Raw genomic sequence first — 20,477 nt, forward strand, 5'->3', positions numbered from 1 at the left:
AACCCGGCCTGGCACACGAATTGCGCGTGATCCACGGTTTTGCGGACGTGAGGCAGGCCGATTTCCTCACGCTGGAACCGCGTCACTTCGCACCTTTTGATAAAGTGGTGATGAATCCGCCGTTCGACCGTGGGCGCGACTGCGATCATGTGCGCCATGCCTATCAATTCTTGAAGCCGGGGGGAGTGCTCGTTGCGGTCATGAGCGCACGGGCCGAATGGTCGGAGGATAAGCGGCACAAGGCATTGCATCGCATCATCGACAAATGCACCGCGATCTATGGCAACCGCAAATGGATCGACCTTCCCGCTGGATCATTTGCCCATGCAGGGACCAACGTGAACACGGTTTTGCTTGCCATCCGTAAGCCCGATTGATCGGCGCAGGCGGTGGCAGCTGCCACCGCCTAATGACCGCCCGTTGGGCGGACGTTCATTTGTTATATCCCCCCGTCAGTGTCTTCCTAGCATGAGAGACGCGCCGGATCGCATCAAGGATCGTCGGTCCCCCCAATTTGCTGCGCAAATCGGCTCCCCCGTCGCCCGCTATCGCGGCCGCTTCGCGGTCCCTGACCCGACCCGGCGCGGCTCTCCCCCTTGGCCCTGCCAATTATGGCAATAAGGAGGTTGTTATGTCCCATCGTCTGTTCGCCCAGCTTGCATTCGAGCGTGCGCTTGGAAATGCAGCGATCGAGGCGTTGAGGAACGCCCTAAACGATAAGGACCACTTCGACGCTGAAAGCATGTGGCCGAAAGATCCGATGTTCATCGGCAAATCGAGCGCCGATATAGAAGCGGTTTCGACTGAGCTTGCGCAGGTCATTGAAGATCGGATCAGGGACGTTCTTGATGGACCCGGCATTCGGAACATCGAGCGAGGCGATTGCTTCGACGCGCACCTGGTCAACATGATCTTGGCGGCGAAAGCTAAGCGCGAGCAGTCCGGCTGACACCGGACGGGGCGGGCTTAGCCCGCCCCACTTCGCCCTATGGGCGAAAAACCGATGATCTCGGTTTCAACACGGAGCGAGGAAGGGGGCATCGAACCCCCTTCCTCGCAATCTCTTCTCTCTGTGTGTCGTGGCAGTTTGGCATGGGTGCGCGCCAACTTTCAAGGATCGGCGGTTCCCCCAATTTGCTACGCAAATCGGCTCCCCCACCGCCCGCTCTCGCGGCCGCTACGCGGTCCCTGACAGTCGGCGCCGGGGCCCATGCCGTGTTTCTCCCGTCAACAACGAGAAGGAGAACCGGATGCACATCAAATTGTTTAGAGCACTGAAAGCGGCTAATCTGTCAGACGACGCCGCAGCAGAAGTAGTTGAGGCTATCGAGGAGTATATCGCAGTGAAGGTACAGGAGGCGAACAAGGGCCTAGAAAGCAAGCTGACCGCCCAAACATGGGTAATCGGCTCTGTCGGGTTCGTCCTGGCCGTCATCGGCCTCGCGCCAGCATTCGTCAAAATGTTCAACTAAGACCAAGGGGGGCTTCGGCCTCCCTTTTTTTACCCATCCGAGCGAGCTGCATACGCCCACTGTTCAATAGTATGTGTCGCCCAGCGAAGGTGGCTAGTCGTCTATCGCCTTGGCCCGTATCGCTTCGGCAATCTGCGCCAACAGTTCAGCCACCTCGTCAGACTCACCCGCCGAGAACGCTTCTACAATTCGGGCCGACTGTTCAAAGCCATCTGGCGCTTGATCCATTATAAATTGACCTTTCAGACATGGGTGGCATCAGCGCAACCTGACCTATCCAAGCGATTGCTTTTAAGGCTCCTTACTAGGCGGAGGGAGCCATATCTTGTAGTTCCGCTATATCACGCAGCATTGCCGCCCAGCTTCCCAGGATCATTCCTTCCTCTTGGTCGACCTCCCCCGCGGTGACGGCATACATGCCGAGAATATTGGCGACCTCATCCGTTTCGATCAGCCCCTTGCGCGCGAGCAACGTGGCAAAGATCGACAAGGCTCCGCCCATTGCGCGCACAAGTGAAGCGTTCTCAGGGGCATCAAGGCTTTCGCGGTTGTCGTTGGACAATGCACTACTCCCTAATTGGAATGTGACGTGGTTTTGATCGAGCCAGCGCCTTTGGCACTATCTTTCGACGCCAGCAGTTGGACGACCGGCATTCCAAGAGCATCGGCAATGCGCTCCAAAGTGGAAACCGTCGGGTTGGCCTTGGCGCGAGCGATGAATGAAATGTGTGATGCAGCAACGCCGGATCGTTCTGCCAATTCTGATTGTGTAATCCGCAGCTTTTTGCATCTGGCGCGAATGTTCGCGGCAAGCTGGATCATGAGCGGCGACTCTAGATCGCTCAGATTCAGATACACGGGCATGACGATCCTTCCTTCCAACCTGGCGCAGAATGTCGGCCCCGGCAGCATGGCGCAATAGGGTTGCGACGAGAGGTTATTGCGCCAAGGCTTTCGCGCCTAGCGCACATGGTATAGGTAGCGCGCCATGCCGATATATGCTCCCGGAGAGGCCCTGGCATCTCCCTTCTCAGAGCTAAATCGAAAGGTGTTCCGGTCTTGCCGCAGGCGTGATGCCCTCGTCTAATAGGCCAGCCGCCACCGAGACCAGCATGTTGGACGGCGACCGGTAGAAATCATCAGCCTTGACGGCGGTTCGGCCCGAAGACCCGGCAGAATTCCATTACCATTGGTTCTTTATGCCTTCGTTGCAGCGTAAACGGCTCGCGGCCGCCGAATTACCGAAAATGGGGGCGCCCTGACCGGGTGGCCAAAACCTAACCATGATGGGTATGCCTATCTGCAAAATTTCGTCACAGCCTGCTGACCCTCCCGGGCTGAGTGGGTACGGCGAGACGCCGAGCGTCTCGTACGAAGGGAGAAGCCCTATCTTCCCTGAGGAAAGCCAATGCATAGATAATTCTCACCGAGACCATTCGCGCACGAGATCCAGGGAATCCAATTGTCTCCGGCAACGAATCCAAAACCAATTGCCATGTGGTCAAATTTTATATATAATTTCGCCATCCTGACGGAATTGTTCTGCGTGGGATTAGGACCCGAAAGCCATGACAAATCATTCGCTGGAAGCCGTAACTCGAGACATGCTGATCGACGCCGCCCTGAAGGCCGTCACGGAGAAGGGCTACACCTACAAGCGCAGGCCCGGTCGCGGGCTGTCGAACACCTATGAGCTGACCAAGGACAAGGTGACGAAAATCGCCTGCGTGCGGACAACTAAAGATCGTGCCATCGCCTTCGTCCCCCAAGAGGGCGGCAAGCGCTGGAAAACGTTGAGCGACAGCGACCTGGTTCTGGTCAGCGCCATCGACAGCCGTGAACAACCCCGGTTTATCGCGGTACACCTGTTTGACGCGACGGAAGTGACGCAGCGGTTCGACACGAGCCATAAGGTACGCATCAAGAACGGTCACAAGGTCGAGGATGACTATGGGATGTGGGTGCCGCTCGACAAGGCCGACGACACTGTTCCCAGCCAGGCGGGCCACGGCCTTGCGGCCGATTTCCCGCCGATCGCCAATTACAATATCGACGATCTGCTTGAAGACGGGGATGCTGGCGAGGCGCTGGCCGAAGAGGTGGTGCATACCCCGGATGCGGCGCGCGCATTCGATTTAAAGACCGTGGCCGAGGTACTGACCTTTTCGCGTGAAAAGATTGCGGTCCTAACGGGCATGCCGATCGAAGGAATCAAGCTGGATTTGAAGATGGGTATGTGATGTGCCCCATGCTGGGGCAGATAAGGCCCTCATCAGCCTGGCCGTCGAACTCGAAACAGAGGTCTTTTAGACCCCATGACTGCCAGAGCCTCGGTGGCTCAAATCTGAGATGCTGATGATGGATTTTTCAGCAGCGGAGGCGAGTCATGGTGAAGGCAGTGAAATATGTTGGTCTGGACGTTCATAAGGAGACCATTGCGGTCGCAGTTGCCGAAGGGGAACGCGGAGGCGAGGTGCGTTTCGTCGGCACGGTCGCCAATGAGGACGATGCGGTCAGGAAACTGGTCAAGCGGCTGACGTCACCGGGCGTGACGTTGAATGTCTGTTACGAAGCGGGTCCCTGTGGGTATGGTTTGCATCGACTGCTGACAAAGCTGGGACAGAATTGCATCGTCATCGCCCCCTCAATGATGCCGCGACGCCCGGGCGACCATGTGAAGACGGACCGACGTGACGCAATGACGCTGGCGCGGCTTTTACGCGCCGGCGAACTCACGGCGATCTGGGTGCCGGACGAAGCGCATGAGGCGGTACGCGATCTCATCCGCGCTCGACGAAATGCGCAGGACGATGCCATCGGGGCCAAGCAAACGGTGCGCAGCTTCCTGTTGCGACACGATCGTCGTTTTGGCGGCAAGGCAGCCTGGACAAAGATGTACTGGCCGTGGCTGTCCGAGCAGCGGTTCGATTTTCCCCATCAGCAACTGGCATTCGAGGAAATGCAGAAGCGGGTGCTGGAGGCGCAGGCACGGGTCGGGCGCTTAGAAGCGGCGCTGGCTGAAGCGGTGGACGCATGGTGTTTTGCGCCGCTGGTCCGCAATCTACAGGTCCTGCGCGGTATCAGGCTGGTCAGCGCCGCGACGCTGGTGGCCGAGGTTGGCGATCTCACCCGCTTCGACAATCCTAAGCAGTTGATGGCGTATGTCGGCCTGGTGCCGTCCGAGCACTCCAGCGGTGCCCGGACCAAACGCGGCAGGATCACGCGGGCGGGCAACGCGCAGGCACGAACCATGCTGATCGAGGCTGGCTGGTCGTATCGACTGCCCGCACGCGAGGAGCGCCGCTATCGTGAGCGGGTCATCGAGATGCCCGAGGATATCCAAGAGATCGGGTGGAAGGCACAGGTTCGCCTGTGTCAGCGCTACCGGCGCCTGGCCGCCGCCGGCAAACCACAGCCAAAGGTGACCACTGCAATCGCGCGTGAACTGGTCGGCTATGCCTGGGACATCGCCCGTCGGGTGTCACCGGCGGTGGCTGGCTGATCGACGTACAACGATCGCGAGAGGAGGCGCCAGCGCACCAGCTGCATAGCCTTGGCTGGCGTGCCGCGGGCACCCGACTGTGATGGGCAATCCACGGTATACGGTGGGGCAGGTTCGTCCGACGCCCGAACTTAGACGGAGGATAGGCCCAGCGACGGATACGGGTAGTGCGGTAACCAACCCGCGGATGAGAGCATGATCAATCGTCGTCGATCAGGCGTCCGCGGCACACCCGCCAAGGTCAATGCGAACGCTGGTCTTGCGGCCAGCGAAGGGGTAAACTTGGTCAGTATCTCGGATGGCAGTCATGAGAGCGTATATCTTTGCCCGTTATATTTGGGGCCCCCGCCTCGTAGCTTGGTGCCTTGAATGTACTATGCTGGTACGAATGTTTTGGGAGGTACATTTGCCGAAATCCATTAAGAGCGGCAGTCTATGAGCGATCCTATCTACCTCGACGGCTTCTCGACCCTGCCGCTTGCCCCAGAGGCCCAGACCGCCATGGTATCCGCGTGGTCTAAGCCGGGTAATGCCGGTTCGCCCAATGCCGCGGGAGAACGAGCCGCGCGGATGGTGGCTGATGGCCGGGCGGCGGTGGCCGCACTGATCGGCGCCGCACCGGACGAGATCATCTTCACCTCGGGCGCGACAGAGGCCAATAATCTCGCTTTGCTCGGCGCCGCACGCGCCATCGCACGCGAAGCTCCGCATAGGCGGCGCATTCTACTTTCGGCCATCGAGCACAAGGCGGTGATTGAACCCGTGCGCCAGCTCGAAGCCGAGGGATTTGTCGCCACGATCGTGCCCGTGACGCCAAACGGCGTCACCGATATTGCCGCCCTGCGCGCGCTTGCGGGCAACGACATCGCCCTCGGGTCGATAATGCTTGTGAATAACGAACTCGGGACAATCCAGCCCGTAGCCCAGGCAGCGGACATCGTTCACGAGGCCGGCGGCCTCGTCCACTGCGATGCCGCCCAGGCGGTGGGCAAGATCCCGGTCAACGTAATCGATCTCGACATCGATTATCTCAGTTTGTCAGCGCACAAATGCTACGGTCCCATGGGCATCGGCGCGCTCTACGTGTCCGCGGCCGCCATCAGACCTGACGCGCAATTGTTCGGCGGTCATCAGCAAGGCGGCTTGCGTTCCGGCACAGAGCCCGTGCCCCTGATCGCGGGGTTCGGGGCGGCGGCTCGCTTGGCCGAGGCGAGCCTTGCCATGGACGCAGAGCATGGGAACGGTCTGCTTGGTCTGCTTCTCGACGAAATGCGCCGAGCCCAGCTTCGCTTCTCGATCGTTAGCGGCGACGCCGAACGCATCGCCGGAGGCGCTGCAATCGCCATTTCTGACGCCGATGGGGACATTTTGAGCGCACTACTCGCTAGAACAGTGGCAATCTCGACCGGGTCGGCCTGTACATCAGGCCAAATTCGGACATCTCATGTGCTTGAAGCTATTGGTTTTCCAGAGAAAAAGGCTCGATCTGTCATTCGACTTTTCTGCAATCGCTACACAGGTGAACAGGAAATTCGAAATGCTGCCGAACAGATTGTAGAGGCCGTCCACCGATGCGGACTTGCTACTGGTGACATTCGCCAGTAGCACATTTCCATGGCGCGGGATGATTTGAAAATTGATTCGAAGGTGCAGTTCACGGGACATGAAACGTTCCCGCTCCGACTGCTGTGGCTGAAAAAAGCGTATGACGCCGTCGGTGCTGAAGCTCCTATAAGAACATTCCAGGAACAAGAGGCCATAGCGCGCTTCGGCGTCGGCCGCAACATGGCCAATTCGATGCGTTATTGGGCCAATGCCTCAGGCCTGTTCGACGAGGCGGACCGGATAATCCGGCCCACCATGCTCGGCCACGCCATTCTAGCCGATGACGGCCTAGACCCCTTTCTTGAACAGGCCGCATCTATCTGGCTCGTCCATTGGCATATCGCGAGCATCCAGACCAAGGCCACGACGGCGTTTTATGCCTTCAATATCCTAAACGCGATTGACTTCGATCCGGCCAACCTCCTTGAGGAACTGATTGCCGCCGTCACCGCCAACGGTTGGCGCGCCACGCGCGGTACGCTGAAACGCGACATCGAAGTCTTTTTGCGCAGCTATGTGCGCAAAGGCGAGACATTCAGCGAAGACGCTGCCGAACCGCTGCTCGCCGAGCTCTCCCTCATCCGCGAAGCGCGGCTAGGTGGCTGGTATGAATTCGTCCGGGGGCCAAAACCAACGCTGCACGACGCCATTTTCGCCTATGCCCTTGGTGCCTTCTGGGAACGCAGTGGCGGTGCCACGACCCTAACTGCCGAACAGATCTGCTATGCGCTAGGATCACCGGGGCGCGTCTTCAAGCTCGACGAAGACAGCGTGGTTACCCGCCTTATGCGAATTGATGACGTGACCGATGGTGCCTGGCAATGGGTCGATACCGCCGGGCTGCGACAGATCCAGAAGATCAGGGACATCGACGCGAGAAGATTGGTCCCCGCCGCCTACCGCTCGGGAACGGCTTGGAAAGCCGCAGCATGAAGGCACTTGCTACACAGGTCGCGATCGACCGGCGTTTCGCGCGTTCGGCCAGGCTGGATGCCGATCTCAACGGCACGCCGCCGCTCGTCGGTTACGTCCTGCAGGCGACGGTTGCCAAGGCGCTGACCTTGCTCGCCGAAAGCCAGATGGAGAGCCAGCAGGGCGCCTTCACCTGGACCGGCCCCTATGGCGGTGGCAAGTCGAGCGCGGCGCTTTTTCTGGCCAATCTGGTCGCAGGGCCTCATGCTAACCGGAAGATCGCCCGCGAAATTGCCGGTGAAGAGCTCAGCGAGCTCTATGCAAAAGCATTCCCCAAGCGCGGAGGCGACTGGAAAGTCGTCGCCGTGACCGGCGGGCGGGTTCGGCTCCGCGAAGCCATCACTGAGGCGGCAGCGCAAAGCCTGGGATGGGACGGCCAGACAAAGCTGCGCTGTGGCGAGAGCGACGACAACCTGATAGAATCCCTCCTGTCAGCACAGAAAAAGCGCGCGAGCGGAATACTCCTGATCCTCGACGAACTCGGCAAAATGCTCGAGCACGAGGCGCTCGAGGGCGGTGACGTGCATCTGCTTCAGGATCTCGCGGAGCGGGCATCACGCAGCGACGGCAGGCTTGTCGTCATCGGTATCCTTCACCAGTCCTTCGAGCAATATGCCGCTCGCGCAGCGCGCGATGCCCGGCAGGAATGGGCCAAGGTCCAGGGCCGATACCAGGATATCGCGTTCCTCAGCGGCGCGGACGAAACGGTCGCACTCCTCGGGCGAGCCATTGCCAGCACGCCGCCCGCTATCGCGTTCGAGAATGCGCGGCTCGTATCTGAGGCCGTGGCAAAGCGCCGGCCAACGGAAACGGAAAGCCTTGCCCGCGCCCTCGCCGACACTTGGCCGCTCAATCCCGTCACAGCACTGCTTCTGGGGCCGGTTTCGCGTGCGCGCTTCGCGCAGAATGAGCGAAGCGTCTTTGGCTTCCTCAGTTCCGCAGAACCCGCCGGATTCCAGCAGTTCCTCACGGCCACCAAGGTGGGAGCAGGAACCTATGACCCGTCCATGCTGTGGGATTATCTCTCCGCCAACTTCGGTATGGCGCTCGCGAGCGGACCCGATGGCAGCCGCTTCAGCCTTGCCTTCGAGGCGATAGAGCGGGCCGGAGCGAAAGGGGGACCGCTCCATGTCGCCCTCACCAAGTCCGCCGCGGTCATCGAATTCTTCCGTAATGGTTCGGGCCTGGCACTTGCGAACGATTTCCTCGCCGCCGCGCACCCGATGGTCCCGGAGCCCGAACGGGCCGCGGCGATCAAAGATCTCCTCGACTGGGCGGTGCTAATCCGCCAGCCCCGACTGGGCGGATACGCTCTTTTCGCCGGGAGCGACTTCGATCTGGAAGACGCAGTTAACCGTGCAACCACGCCCATAGACAACCGGCAACTCGAACATATTCCCCAGCGCGCAGGCTTCGGGTTCGCGACCGCAAAGCGGCATTATTTTATGTCCGGGGCACTCCGGACCTTCGAGGTCGCACTGCAGATCGTCGGTGCCGATGAAACCGCCGAAACTCTCGCCGCCGCCCTGCTCGCCCGAAGTAAGCGCGGAAGCGGGTTGCTCGCTCTGACCCTCAGCGACGGGGCGCTCCAGCCGTCCGACCTCGACGCTCTTGCCAAGGCGGCAGCGAAACTCCTCAAGCGCAATGGCTGCGTGATAGCGGTAGGAGCGGCGGCGGACAGTTTCGCGCTGCGTTCTTCGGCTGCGGAATTACTCGCTGTCGAACGCGTGATCCGGGACCATCCCCAGCTCGAGGGGGACAGGATCGCGCGCCGGGAAATCGCCGCACGCCAGTCCCTGTGCATCGACGAACTCCACCGCACCCTCGAAGGGGCGCTCGAAACGGCGAGGTGGTTTCTCGCCCCCGCCCCCACGAAGGGATGGCGCGAGCCGCTTGCGGTTGTCGCGAGCGCGCTGGCCGACGCCGGTTATCCGTCCGCACCCATTCTCAAGAGCGAGTTGCTCCAGCGCGACAAACCCTCGTCCAACGCCATGGCGGCACTAAGGGATCTTGCCCACGCCATGGTCAGCCGTTTTGCAGAATCCGATCTCGGGATCACGGGTTACCCCGCCGAGCTTGGCCTCTATCTGACAGTCCTCAAGCCGTTCGGCCTGCATCGCAGCACTGTCAACGAGACTTTCGCCTTCGGTGAACCCGACGACAGCGCCGAAGGTAAATCCCTGCAACCAGCTTGGGATCTCATCGACAAGATGGGGGTGGATGGTCTCGACGTGGTCTTCAACCACTGGGCGCAGCCACCCTACGGGCTCAAAGCTGGTGTGATGCCCGTGCTGGCGCTCGCCTATATGCTGGCGAGGCGGGACACCGTCGCCATCTACATCGACGGCATCTACCAGACGGCGATCGACGACGTGGTCGTCGACAAATTGCTGCAAAACCCAGCCGAGTTCCGCCTGCGGCGGATAGACCGATCAGTTCGCGAAACGGCATTCCTGAGTGGCCTTGGGGAGCTTTTGGGCTGCACGTCGAGTGAGGGATCGCTGCCGGTCGCCGCTGCGCTCTTCCAGCGTTTTGAAGCGCTCCCCGACTATGCCACGCGCACGAGCCGGTTGGATGGGGATGCGCGCAAGGTTCGCTCGGTGGTCCTGAAGGCCGAGGATCCGGAAGCTCTTCTGTTCGACGCCCTGCCCGAAGCGTTCGGCGATCGGCTTTCACCAGACCTCGTCTTCAAAGGTCTTGTGTCCTGCGAGACGAGCTATTCGAATCTCCTTGGCGAACTGCGACAGGCCCTGGCACGAGCCCTCGGGATCGATGTCGACAGCTTTGGAGGCATTTCCGAGCGGGCCGCGACCATCAAGGGCCTGACGAACGACTATGCCTTCGATGCGTTCGCGGATCGCGCGGGCGCGATCGAGCAAGGTACCGGCGATCTGGAAAGCCTTGTGAGCGTGCTCCTCCATCGGCCCGCCCGCAACTGGTCCGACCGGGATCGTGAAGAGGCACTTACAGAAATCGCGCGCTTCGGCCGTCGTTTTCGTGAACTTGAGGCCCTCGCGGTGGTCCGGGACCGCAAGTCCCATACCGAAGCACTCGCGCTTGTCGTCGGCCTCGACCCCAAGACCCCGCCCCTGATGCGCAGCTTCGTGCTGAGCGAAAAGGAAAAAAAGGCTGCGGCGACGCTCGCGGACCGTGTCGTCGCAGAGCTGCGCTCTGATGACAAATCGGGACGCCTGAGGCTGGCGGCGCTCGCACGAGCCGTGGCAATGCTGGCTGCCGAAGCCGACGATGAAGTGGAGGCGGCATGACCAGGGAACGTCATATTCTGGGCCTCTCGGGCGGCCGCGACAGCGCAGCCCTTGCAGTCTATATGCGGCAATATCATCCCGAATTGCCGCTCGAATATTTCTTTACCGACACCGGCAAGGAGCTGCCGGAGGTCTACAAGTTCCTCGACAAGCTCGAAGGCTTTCTCGGACGGTCGATCGCGCGCCTGAACCCTGACCGGGACTTCGACTTCTGGCTCAAGGAATATGGCAATTTTCTGCCATCCCCGCGAACCCGTTGGTGCACGCGCCAGCTCAAATTGCGGCCGCTCGAACACTGGCTGCGACAGGATCTCGACGATGGAACGATCGTCCATTCCTATGTGGCCATTCGTGCTGACGAGCCGAGCCGCGAAGGCTACCAGGCGACCCACGCCAATATGCGCGTACACCTGCCTCTGCGCGACGCCGGCATTGACCGCGCGGGCGTACTCGAAATTCTCCAGCATTCGGATGTTGGCGAGCCGGAATATTACCAGTGGCGCTCGCGCTCGGGCTGCACCTTCTGTTTCTTCCAGCAGAAGATCGAATGGGTGCGTCTTTCAGAGGAACATCCCGATCGGTTCAAGGAAGCCGTGGACTATGAGAAGACGGCGCTACGCGACGGCTCGCCCTTCACCTGGACGCAGGGCGAGAGCCTGACCGAACTGCTCGCCCCCAAGCGCGTCGAGCAGATCAAGGATGACTATCAAAAGCGGCGCGAACGGTTGCTTCGCAACCGCCGCGTCAACCCATTGTCGGCAAAGCCAGCTCCGACCCTCGACGACATTTATGGCGTCGATGAGGGATCGAGCAGCTGCGTCATCTGCCACAAATAGAAGCAGCGTAACAGGCGACGATCCGCCGTCAGAGCATCCCCGCTTTCCCTATTCTGAAGTTCCGTCGCTGGCGATGATGGCATCGACCGCCGCGTCGATATCGTCGTCGGACAAAAACGGCGCCTGCGCGTAGATAATCGCCGGCTCACCGCTGAGGCGCGCGGCCAGATGACCAAGCCCGAGGAGCTGTTCCGCGCCCTTCACACCGAGCGCGATTTCCGAGGTCCCGACGCTTGCCACCTTCAGGATCAGCCGATTGCCGAGGTTATCCCTCAATTGCATCGGCATCACGTTCGCGTCGGGTCGCTGCGCCGCAAAAATGAGGTGCATCCCAGCCGCACGCGCCTTTACGCCGAGGCGCGAGACATTAGATGTGACCGCCGCCTTATAGTCATCCGTCAGCATCCACTCGGCGAATTCGTCGTGGATCAGGAAGACATAGGGCAGCCGCTCGGCCACGCTCACCTTGGTGTTGTAGGCCCGGACGTCGCGCGCGCCCACGACACGGAATTGCTCATAACGCCGCTCCATTTCGGCCACGAGCGATTCCATGACCTCGACGGCCCGCGTCTGGTCGACGATTACGCCGCCCTGCAGATGAGGCAGCCGTTCGATCGCTGCATAGTCCACTCCCATCTTGGGATCGATGAGATGGATATGCGCGAGCGCGCTCGGGTTGGTAGCCGCTATGTCGAGCAGCAGCGCCTGGATCAGTACCGACTTGCCCGAGCCCGTTGCGCCCGCAACGAGCGTATGCGGCTCGTGCTGCTGACCGCCCGCGAAGGGCCCACCCAGATTGAGATAGAGAATGTCACCGTCGAGCTCCTTCAGGCCGAGCACGAAGGAGGCATTGACCCCTGCCGCGTTGCGGTTGAGCTCGCGACGCCCCCACACGTCCCACAAGGACACGATTTGTCGCTGCGGCCGCGCGACTCCGACAACGATCTCGCCAGGATGCGGCGAAACAGAAATCAGGCGCAGGCCATGGGTGGTCAGAAGCGCCGATTGCTTCGCCTCGATGTCCTCCACGCGAAGCCGGTCGCTTCCCATAAAGCGGATCAGCGCCGCGTTGGGCGTTAGCCGCGTGCCGAGCACCTTGGCTTGCAGATTATATCCCATGAGCGCGGAGCGCAGCTTTTGCGCCGTGGCCTCTAGCCAGGCCTGATCATCCGACGAATCCTCCTGCGCGCGCTGCGCGCGCGTCGCGACCAATGCACTGAACGGTGATAAGCCGCCGGAAGGAAGCCTAGTGGGTTCTGAAGCTGGAGTGGCAGAACCTGCGGCGGATAGGCGCTCTACGGGGGACGGCTCGGACGCAGTGGTATCCGCGATAGAGGGGGCTGGCGGTTCGCCCGGAGGCTCTGGCTGCGCGTCCGCTGCGAGGGCAGAAGGCTGTGAAGGCGGTGTTATTGGAACCTGCGCGTAGGCAACCGGGCCTGTTTCCTCCTCGAGATCATCGTCATCATAGTCGTGGCGTATCGCCTCCAGGGCAATGGCCGCCTTGGGCTCGACGTTCACATCCTTGGTCCAGTCCACCCGCGGCGCGGGATCCCGATAGGCCAGTTGGTCCCAGCTATCATTTTCTCCGAGACCCGAGCGTACGGGTTTGAGCGGCTGTCCCGCCTCATAGGCCTTGAGCAGCTGGCGAAGACCCTCGCGCGAAAATGTCTCCTGAAGACCGCCACGGACATCCGCGACCCTCTCCTGCTCCCCGAGCGAACTCCCATCGGTTGCAGGACCGGTGATAAAGATATGGGAATAACCGCGTAGGTCGATTGGGACTGCGCCGCGGCGGATTCCGTCGCGCACCTGCTCGAGCAGATTGGCCTGCCCCAGCGCGGCCGTGCCGTCGAGCAGCAGGTCGGCAATGCGCGAGAGCCACAGATCGCGGTCCAGACGGCCCGGGTCCCCAAACAGCGCGTCATCGATGCGCGCCACTGTCTGGCGCAATTGTTGTCTCGACTTGCGGGTCGCTTCGGCAGCGCCGCTCTGTTCGACATATTTGGCTTCTGTGACGATCGCGCGCAGGCGCGGCTCCATGCCCTCGCCCCCTACCAGGCACAAGGCGAGGATGTCGGCAATGCCCTCTTCGCGCTGGCCCAGCCACTCAGCATAATCGTCGAGCAGGAACCAGGCAACGGCCGGTTGCGCGCCGAGCTCCTCGGCTACAAGTGCCCGGCTAAGGACCAGCCCAATGAGCTCGCCCGCCGACACGCCGCGCTTAGCCGCGCGCAGCACGATATCTCCCGATATCGAATTGGCGTCCTCGATCAGCCGCCTTGCGAGCTTCGAGAGGCGATCATCGTCAAGGCCGAGCGACAATTCGGTCAGCCGGCGGCGCACGAGGACGTTGAGGATCCGCAGTTCCGAAGTCGACGAGACCACCATGTTGCGGCCATGCGTGCGCTGGCGACGATACCGGATGACATTGATGCCTTGCGCGGCGAGTTGGCGCTTGTCCAGCAGGTCGTCATAGGTCGCGACCCACTCGGCAAGCTCATGCACCTCGTCGAACATCGCCTTGAGACCGGAATCCTGGAACGAGATCTGCCGCGCCGGTAGATAATGCTCGTGGCTCCCATGGGCCTGCCGGCGGATGACATTCGCCACGGCATCGACATAGGCCCAGCCTGCTTCAGGCTGCCGGGGACAGGTCAGGTAGACGGTCGCCTTCAGCTCATCCTCGGCCGTCACGCGGCGATAGGACCACCGCGCCGGCACATGTTCGAGAAGCGTGGGATTGCTCTCTGTGGCCGGAACGGCGAACCACTGTTCGCGCGCCTGGCGTGACACGACATCGTGAAGGAAGGCAACGTCGATCTCGCGCGCCGGGCTGCCGGGACGGGTCGCGCCGCTGTCCAGCAAGACACCGATGCGCAGCTTGGACATGAAGTTGCGCGACGTCTCGCTCACCACGACCGCGTCGGGATCGCCCTCAGACCGGTCGAGGAGTTCGCCGTAGACTCGGGCGAGCCTCGAGCGGTCACGATGGCGCACCAGGACGTTACAATGGACCTCTTCCTGGTCCTGGACCGAGCTCAGGCTGTTGACGGTCGCAAGCGGCAGACCGGCCGCATCGCAGTTGAACAGCATGATACTCAGGTTCGAGCGCTCATGGGGCTGTAAATCAAGATACCGCTCGAGAAGCCCCCGGATTTGCCGCGAGGCTTCGGCCGGATCGACATCGGTGGTCCCTTCGGAAGGATCCCGGACCGGCCGCTCAAGCAGGCTATAATCATTGATCGTGCCAGTCTCCGCGAGGAGCACGGCTTCCGCTCCGTCATATCCGACCGCGATTTCCGGATAGAGCGGATGCGCCAGTTCATCGCGGAGATCCGAGAAAAAGAGGCGCGAGTCGCCGAAATTCACATCGACGTCCGAGAGGAGATAGTCGGCGAGCCCCGCTAGCGACCGCATCCGAACGGCGCCGGCAGCCATACGCAGAGGGTGCCAGGGGGCCACGATGGCCGAGGGCGCACTTCCCGTGACGGGAATGACGCCAAGGCTGAGCACCGGCTCCCATAGGTCCCGGCGATTGAGGTCACCCGCAGCATGCCGCCCAAGTGTGTGGAGCAGCACGCCGAACGCTTCGGCTTGGGTCAGCAACGCCGGCGAGGCAAAGCCCGATGCCTGCAGGGCGGTGATCGCCTCGATATATTTTCCGGCAAAATCGGACCAAGCCGCCTCGATCGCGGAAAGTCCGGCCGTATCGATACGCCCAACCTGCCCCGCCATCTTCAGCGCCTTGAGAAAAGCCTTGGCAAGATCTTCACCTGCGCTGGTTCGCGGAATGAGCGAACCCGCGTCCTGGCCGAAGGCGGGCTGGAGCGTCCCCACATCGGCAAGAGAGACCGACTGCAAGGCCCCCTTGCGACTGACGGGGAGCCGGGCGACGCTGCTACGGGTCATCGGCCGCTTGACAAGCCGGCCGAGATCCTTGGGCAGTTCAAGCCCGATCGCGCCGGGCCGCGCGATCCAGATCAGCTGAACGGTGGCGCGCTCCGATCCGCATTCGAGCACGATGTCGAACTTGATCTGAAGGGCCGCACGCGACGTCGACTCGTTGCGCCGATATTTCTTCCGCTTCTTCGCCCGGTCGAGCAGTTCCTCATATTCGAAGAGGAAGGGCACGTCCCATTCGACCGCAGCCCCGGTCAGCGCCGGCAGGCCGCGATACCGCAGACCGAAGGCAAGCCCCACATCCGCATTGATATCAAGGAGCTGCGTCGGCCTGCGCCGCGCCGCGCGAACCTTGAGCGTACGCTTGCCGGCCGCGAGGTTGACCTGACCGAACAGGCGCTCGAAAGCGCGCAGCAATCCCTCGAGGAAATCGGTGCACTCGATCGGGCGACCGAAAATGAAGCGCTCCCATTTGACGCGCAGCGTCTTGTCCTGCCCCAGATCGTCCCTGTGCGCCTCGAAGAAGTCGCGATCGTCGTCACGCGTCTCCTTGAGCGAACGACCTTTGAGTGCTTCGAGATATTCGACGTCAGAAGGGCTTAGCCGGTCCGGAAGCGTGAACTCGAAGAAGGCGAGCGTCTCCTGCGGCAGCGTTGTCTTCTTGAGCTTGATCCCCGAAAACAGCTGAAGAACGCTTTGCGCCTCCCACTCAAATTGAGACAGCGCATCGGCGGCATCGTTCCAGCCCGGCGTCGCGGCGATGAAGGCCTCTATCGCGCCGTGCACTTCGGTTGGTATATCCTCCTGCACAGCCTCGAACTGCGAGCGCAACTCGTCGCTCTCGATGATCTGCCTATTAGGCTTCTGCTTCGCGAGTAGCGGCTTTCGGTCCGATACGAGTTTCTCGATCAACCGCTTCCAGCGCCGCGATTGTTCAAGCTCCTTGTCCCGGATCCCCAGGAAATAGCCGCTGTCGCGTGGGAGATGCAGGGCGGGCAGCGCCCATCCCAACGCATCGGGCACCGTCGCCGATTCCGCGGCGATCCTCTCTCGTGTGAGAGCGACATAGTTCGAGATCTGGTGGAGCGTCCAATCGTCAGCGGCGTTGAGACCCTTGAGAGCCGCCTTCCAGGCGCCGATCTGGCTATCGGGCAAGCCTAGGCCGACGGCTGCAGCCTCGACCCACGGTTCAGGATCTTCGGTAAGCTGTTTCGCACCTATCAGCATGACGTCGCCGAGTGATGCCCCCTGGTCGTCGTCAGTGTTGGCGATCAACAGCGCCGGACGGTCGCAGTCAGCGTGTCGGATCGCCACGGTCCGCTCGTCGGTCACGACATGATCGGGCAGACCCAACTCGCCTACCAGCGAGCGGGGAAGCGCGATTTTGAGAAGCGCATCCGTCGCCGGATCCTGCAGGAGCGCGCTCGTGATCGCCGCGACCTGCTCTCCGGTCAGGCGGTCGAGCAGATAGCGTGCGACCCCCTCGGTCTCAGAAGGGGCGGTTAGACGCTGGCGGATGGACGCGGCGCCGGCGGCGCCAATGAGATCAGATGGGGTCACGCGGCTTGGGCTCGCTGGAAGGGATTTTCAACATAGGCACAGGAGTCGGAGAGGCGCTTCAGCAGGCCGAGGCTCGCCAGGCGTTCCTCCAGGCGCCGGGCATTGTCGGAAAAATCCTCTTGGTCGGCGTCGCCACTATCGATGTAATTGCGCGCCTGCCCGTCGCCGATCACGATCCCGTATCGCTCGTGCAACAGGGTCAGGAAGTCCCTGAACTCGAGTCTCTTGCCGACACAGCAGGCGACGAGGGTCTTGAGCAGCCTGTCGGTCGGCGCATAGCGCACGCGCCGGCTCGATCGGCGCGACGACAAACCGATCGCTCGCGCCCAGGTCATGTGGATCTTGCCGATATGCTGCTTGTGGCGGCTGATCGCCTTGTCTGCGAGCCGGTCGATCAGAACTTGCGGGTCCGGCACCTGTTCGTCGTCCTCGCCGTCGGGCCAGCCGAAGGCCTTCTTCAGGATATCGGCGGCATGGAGGACCGAGGCGTCGGACGCGCAGGCAGCAGCCCATTCTTCCGTTTCGCCGACGCGGCGCACGAACCGCTCGACCGCCTGCTGCGGAAGACCATTGTTGCGCTGGTAGGAATCGGCCGAAAGATCGCGAACGACCGACTTCCTGGGGGAGACGATCTCACAGACGAGGCGGACCGGTTCGCTTGCGAGCACCTCACGCGCGCGTTCCAGTTGGTACAGGATGAGGTTGAGGCCGGTCATCGTAACCAAGTGCGGGATCGCGTCATAAGCCGGGATGGGGAGCTGCAAGACGGCAAGCCAGTCCTCGGCCAGACGATCGAAAAGGGGGTGGGCCGAGCAAGGGAGATAAGCGCCCCCCCGCTCGCCTTTCGAGAATTGGGCCTCTCCCTGCAATGCGGCGGCCATGCGATCGTAGGGCGCCGGATTTTCAAGGAAGCGAGATACCAAGAGCCCGCGCAGCGTGTCAGCCTCACGGCTACGGCAAAGCATCAAATAGAGGAGTTCGCCAGTGCGGGCGAAAAAGCGCCGGTCATTGGTCACCCCGCCACGGGGATTGACGTTGACATCCTCGTACAAGGCGTTCGGGCCGAAGGGAAAGACGAACTTGGAGCTCCAGCGCTTGTTGCTTGACCCCTCGATCGCCGAGCCCTGTAGGAATTCAATGACCGCCGCGAAATCCTTAAAGCTCTCGAACCTTTCACGAAGATAGGAAAAGTCGCGCTCCTCCAGCCCTCCGGCGGTATCCGCCATCTTGGCGAGCCAAATGGTCCAGGCTGCCTCGTCGGTACGGTCTTCGGCCATTACCGTCATGATGTGCGGATTATTGAATACCAGGTTACGCAGCCGCAACTGGAGCTGCGGGCGATAAGAGAGGCTATTGAGCGCCTCTTCGCGCAAGGTGCGTCCCGCCCGGTGCTCTGCAAGGAGCACAGTCATGAATTCCAGGAAGCTCAGCCAGGGGGTCTGTTCGTCATAGAGGCGATGGCCCCAGATAGCCTCGTCGATCCAGAAGTCCGGACCGGTGCGATCGTCGAAGCTCGTTGGGCGTGCAAGAATTTCCATGATTAAACCCGCACGATCACACGGCGCGCAACCGCCCGGCCGTCATTTCCAAGGTCGATGAAACGGAGCATCAATTCTCCATCGGCGATCTCGTCGCCATCCAGTTTACGCCGGTTCTCGGTCTCTCGCAGGAGCCGGGCCTTGAACGCCAGCAGATCCTCATGGCATTCGAGCGAAAAGCTGCTCGGCAGCGCGCCTTCGGCCACACGCCCGAGAAACTCGAAGCGGGTCGGCGACAGGGCTAGGCTGACCAGCGGGATCTCGCTCCCTCGGACGAGCTTCACACAAACGGAAAAACCGCCCGCGCCATCGCCGACGACGGTCACCTCTTCGCCGCCCTGGCGGGGCACGGATATTAGCTCGTCGAGCAAGGGGCTGCGCTTGGACTGCGAGTAGCTGCCCGATGTCGCGAGCACGAGTTCATCCTGGTTCTGGACTAGCATACCCGTGAAAATACGGTTCAGACCGCGGACGATCATAGTGATCGCCTGGCGCGGCACCTGCTCGCCGGCCTCCAGCTTCTGCGCAACCTCGAGATAGAGCCCGGCATAACGGAAGACCGTTAGATCCCACAGGTCGTAGTCCGCTGCAAGTTCATCGGGCATAGTGAAGAACAGCCGCTGTCGCTGGGATCGCAGATTTCCGAGGAACGCCGTGCGATCGGTTGTTTCAGCCCCTTCGAGATAGGCGCGTTGCGCCGCCGAATAGGCAGGCGTTGCACCATAGACCGGGTCGGACAGCACCAGACGTTCATAATCTCCGCGATAGGCGGGATCGTCGGCCCCGTAGACGAGGAGGTTGTCGACGCGATTGCTCGTTTCGGCGCCGATGCCAAAAGTGTTGAGCTTGCGGAACAACTCTGTTTTTTCCGCTTTGCTGGGTCGCAAATTTTCGCCAAATATATTCCGGTAGATGCTTGCAAGGTCGGCCCTGCCCTCCTGCACGATGCGCGGCACCTCGGCGCAGCTCATCAAGCCGTCCCGCGCTTCGGGATGGCCCAGGATGCTGTTGGCGACCAGTGCGAGGAGTTGGCGAACCGGGAAATGACTCCCATTGCGTTCGCTGAGCTCGATAAGCGCAGCGATGCGGCCCTTGAACGCATCCCCTTCGTCCTCGCCCATCAACCGGCGCCTGTTCTCATATATCGGGCATACAGCGTCGCCCATATTGGCCGCGCAGCTTCCGCAACCCTCCCAGCCATCATGGCTTGTCACCTCTTCGATAATGGTGGTCATCATCTGGGCAGCGGGTGATCGGCTCAGATCGTCAAGATCAACCGAAATGGCGGCGTCCGGGTTGATTCCCGTCACTAGAAGCTCTTCGACGACGGTGGTGACGCGCTCGATTTCGGCCGTGTGGGGCGCCGACTTCAGCTTTTCGAGCAACTGCCCGTGATTAGCGGCAAGGAGGTAGAAGGTCGAAGACTGCCGATTGGCGACATCGCGCGCAAAATCAGAGATTAGTTGCGCGCTTTCTTCGTCGCGCAGTTCGCTCATGTCCTTGACGATGACGAGCGTGCGGCTGCCGACAGCGAGGGTCTGTACCTTCGCACCTTTATTCCAGGTCGCCGGATCGCCCCCTAACGCGACCCATACCTCGCGGCAGTGATAAGTTTTTCCGTCGCCCGCCGTGCCCGTGATGATGTGCGACGCAGGAGCCTCAGCTTGAAAGTTCTCGACTAGCCGCGTTACGAGCGGAGCCGGGAGCGTGATCGGCGCAATTTTGTGTCGCTTCAAAGCCCTTTGAATCGACTCATCATACATATTGTCGTTGGTCGGAATCGGGCCGTAATTGCGCAGGAAGCGCACCCAAGCCGCAGCTGTCGT

General features: G+C 61.4%; 14 protein-coding genes and 1 riboswitch. Of the genes, 8 read left to right on the top strand and 6 right to left on the bottom strand.

The window, feature by feature from the left end; all coding sequences use genetic code 11:
* The first annotated feature begins 631 nt into the window (after nucleotides 1-631).
* Nucleotides 632-949, top strand: coding sequence for a hypothetical protein (locus ACM61V_RS00255; RefSeq protein ID WP_313922288.1), 318 nt, complete (start codon nucleotides 632-634; stop codon nucleotides 947-949).
* Between the two features lie 301 nt (nucleotides 950-1,250).
* A complete protein-coding gene (locus ACM61V_RS00260) occupies nucleotides 1,251-1,472 on the top strand; it encodes a hypothetical protein (RefSeq protein ID WP_313922290.1) in 222 nt (73 codons plus the stop codon).
* 93 nt (nucleotides 1,473-1,565) lie between these two features.
* Here ACM61V_RS00260 and ACM61V_RS00265 read toward each other — a convergent pair whose 3' ends face one another.
* The 3 genes from ACM61V_RS00265 to ACM61V_RS00275 all read right to left on the bottom strand — a co-directional run bounded on the left by ACM61V_RS00265 (nucleotide 1,566) and on the right by ACM61V_RS00275 (nucleotide 2,336).
* Nucleotides 1,566-1,700 (bottom strand): hypothetical protein, encoded by a 135-nt coding sequence (locus ACM61V_RS00265; protein ID WP_419713711.1) that lies wholly within the window; start codon nucleotides 1,698-1,700, stop codon nucleotides 1,566-1,568.
* A gap of 76 nt (nucleotides 1,701-1,776) precedes the next feature.
* Nucleotides 1,777-2,034, bottom strand: a complete 258-nt coding sequence (locus tag ACM61V_RS00270) for a hypothetical protein (RefSeq protein ID WP_419713712.1) — start codon at nucleotides 2,032-2,034, stop codon at nucleotides 1,777-1,779.
* 11 nt (nucleotides 2,035-2,045) lie between these two features.
* Nucleotides 2,046-2,336, bottom strand: coding sequence for a helix-turn-helix transcriptional regulator (locus tag ACM61V_RS00275; RefSeq protein WP_313922293.1), 291 nt, complete (start codon nucleotides 2,334-2,336; stop codon nucleotides 2,046-2,048).
* Between the two features lie 259 nt (nucleotides 2,337-2,595).
* Nucleotides 2,596-2,669: riboswitch (Fluoride riboswitch) on the bottom strand.
* A gap of 371 nt (nucleotides 2,670-3,040) precedes the next feature.
* Between ACM61V_RS00275 and ACM61V_RS00280 the strand changes: the two genes are divergently transcribed.
* The 6 genes from ACM61V_RS00280 to ACM61V_RS00305 all read left to right on the top strand — a co-directional run bounded on the left by ACM61V_RS00280 (nucleotide 3,041) and on the right by ACM61V_RS00305 (nucleotide 11,653).
* Nucleotides 3,041-3,712, top strand: a complete 672-nt coding sequence (locus tag ACM61V_RS00280; RefSeq protein WP_419713713.1) for a hypothetical protein — start codon at nucleotides 3,041-3,043, stop codon at nucleotides 3,710-3,712.
* 146 nt (nucleotides 3,713-3,858) lie between these two features.
* Nucleotides 3,859-4,974 carry an IS110 family transposase gene (locus ACM61V_RS00285; protein WP_419713714.1) on the top strand — a complete coding sequence of 372 codons (1,116 nt, stop codon included), beginning with the start codon at nucleotides 3,859-3,861 and terminating at the stop codon, nucleotides 4,972-4,974.
* Between the two features lie 435 nt (nucleotides 4,975-5,409).
* Nucleotides 5,410-6,579: a cysteine desulfurase family protein gene (locus tag ACM61V_RS00290; RefSeq protein WP_419713715.1), complete on the top strand. Its 1,170-nt coding sequence runs from the start codon at nucleotides 5,410-5,412 to the stop codon at nucleotides 6,577-6,579.
* Nucleotides 6,580-6,588: 9 nt separating this feature from the next.
* Nucleotides 6,589-7,512 (top strand): DUF4007 family protein, encoded by a 924-nt coding sequence (locus tag ACM61V_RS00295; protein WP_419713716.1) that lies wholly within the window; start codon nucleotides 6,589-6,591, stop codon nucleotides 7,510-7,512.
* A complete protein-coding gene (locus ACM61V_RS00300; protein ID WP_419713717.1) occupies nucleotides 7,509-10,817 on the top strand; it encodes a hypothetical protein in 3,309 nt (1,102 codons plus the stop codon). The genes ACM61V_RS00295 and ACM61V_RS00300 overlap by 4 nt, the downstream gene beginning before the upstream one ends.
* Complete coding sequence (locus ACM61V_RS00305) at nucleotides 10,814-11,653, top strand: phosphoadenosine phosphosulfate reductase family protein (RefSeq protein ID WP_404479034.1); 840 nt, start codon at nucleotides 10,814-10,816, stop codon at nucleotides 11,651-11,653. Before ACM61V_RS00300 ends, ACM61V_RS00305 begins: the two co-directional genes overlap by 4 nt.
* A gap of 48 nt (nucleotides 11,654-11,701) precedes the next feature.
* Here the strand turns inward: ACM61V_RS00305 and ACM61V_RS00310 are convergent, their stop codons facing one another.
* From ACM61V_RS00310 to ACM61V_RS00320, 3 genes are read right to left on the bottom strand one after another with little or no spacing between them, the layout of a single operon-like run.
* Entirely contained in the window at nucleotides 11,702-17,113 is a 5,412-nt protein-coding gene (locus ACM61V_RS00310) for an FtsK/SpoIIIE domain-containing protein (protein ID WP_419713718.1), read from the bottom strand.
* Entirely contained in the window at nucleotides 17,110-18,651 is a 1,542-nt protein-coding gene (locus ACM61V_RS00315) for a hypothetical protein (protein ID WP_419713719.1), read from the bottom strand. Before ACM61V_RS00315 ends, ACM61V_RS00310 begins: the two co-directional genes overlap by 4 nt.
* 2 nt (nucleotides 18,652-18,653) lie before the next feature.
* Entirely contained in the window at nucleotides 18,654-20,459 is a 1,806-nt protein-coding gene (locus ACM61V_RS00320) for a hypothetical protein (protein ID WP_419713720.1), read from the bottom strand.
* Nucleotides 20,460-20,477: the final 18 nt, after the last annotated feature.

It is taken from the genome of Sphingomonas sp. TX0543, assembly GCF_048565505.1.
Classification (GTDB): domain Bacteria; phylum Pseudomonadota; class Alphaproteobacteria; order Sphingomonadales; family Sphingomonadaceae; genus Sphingomonas.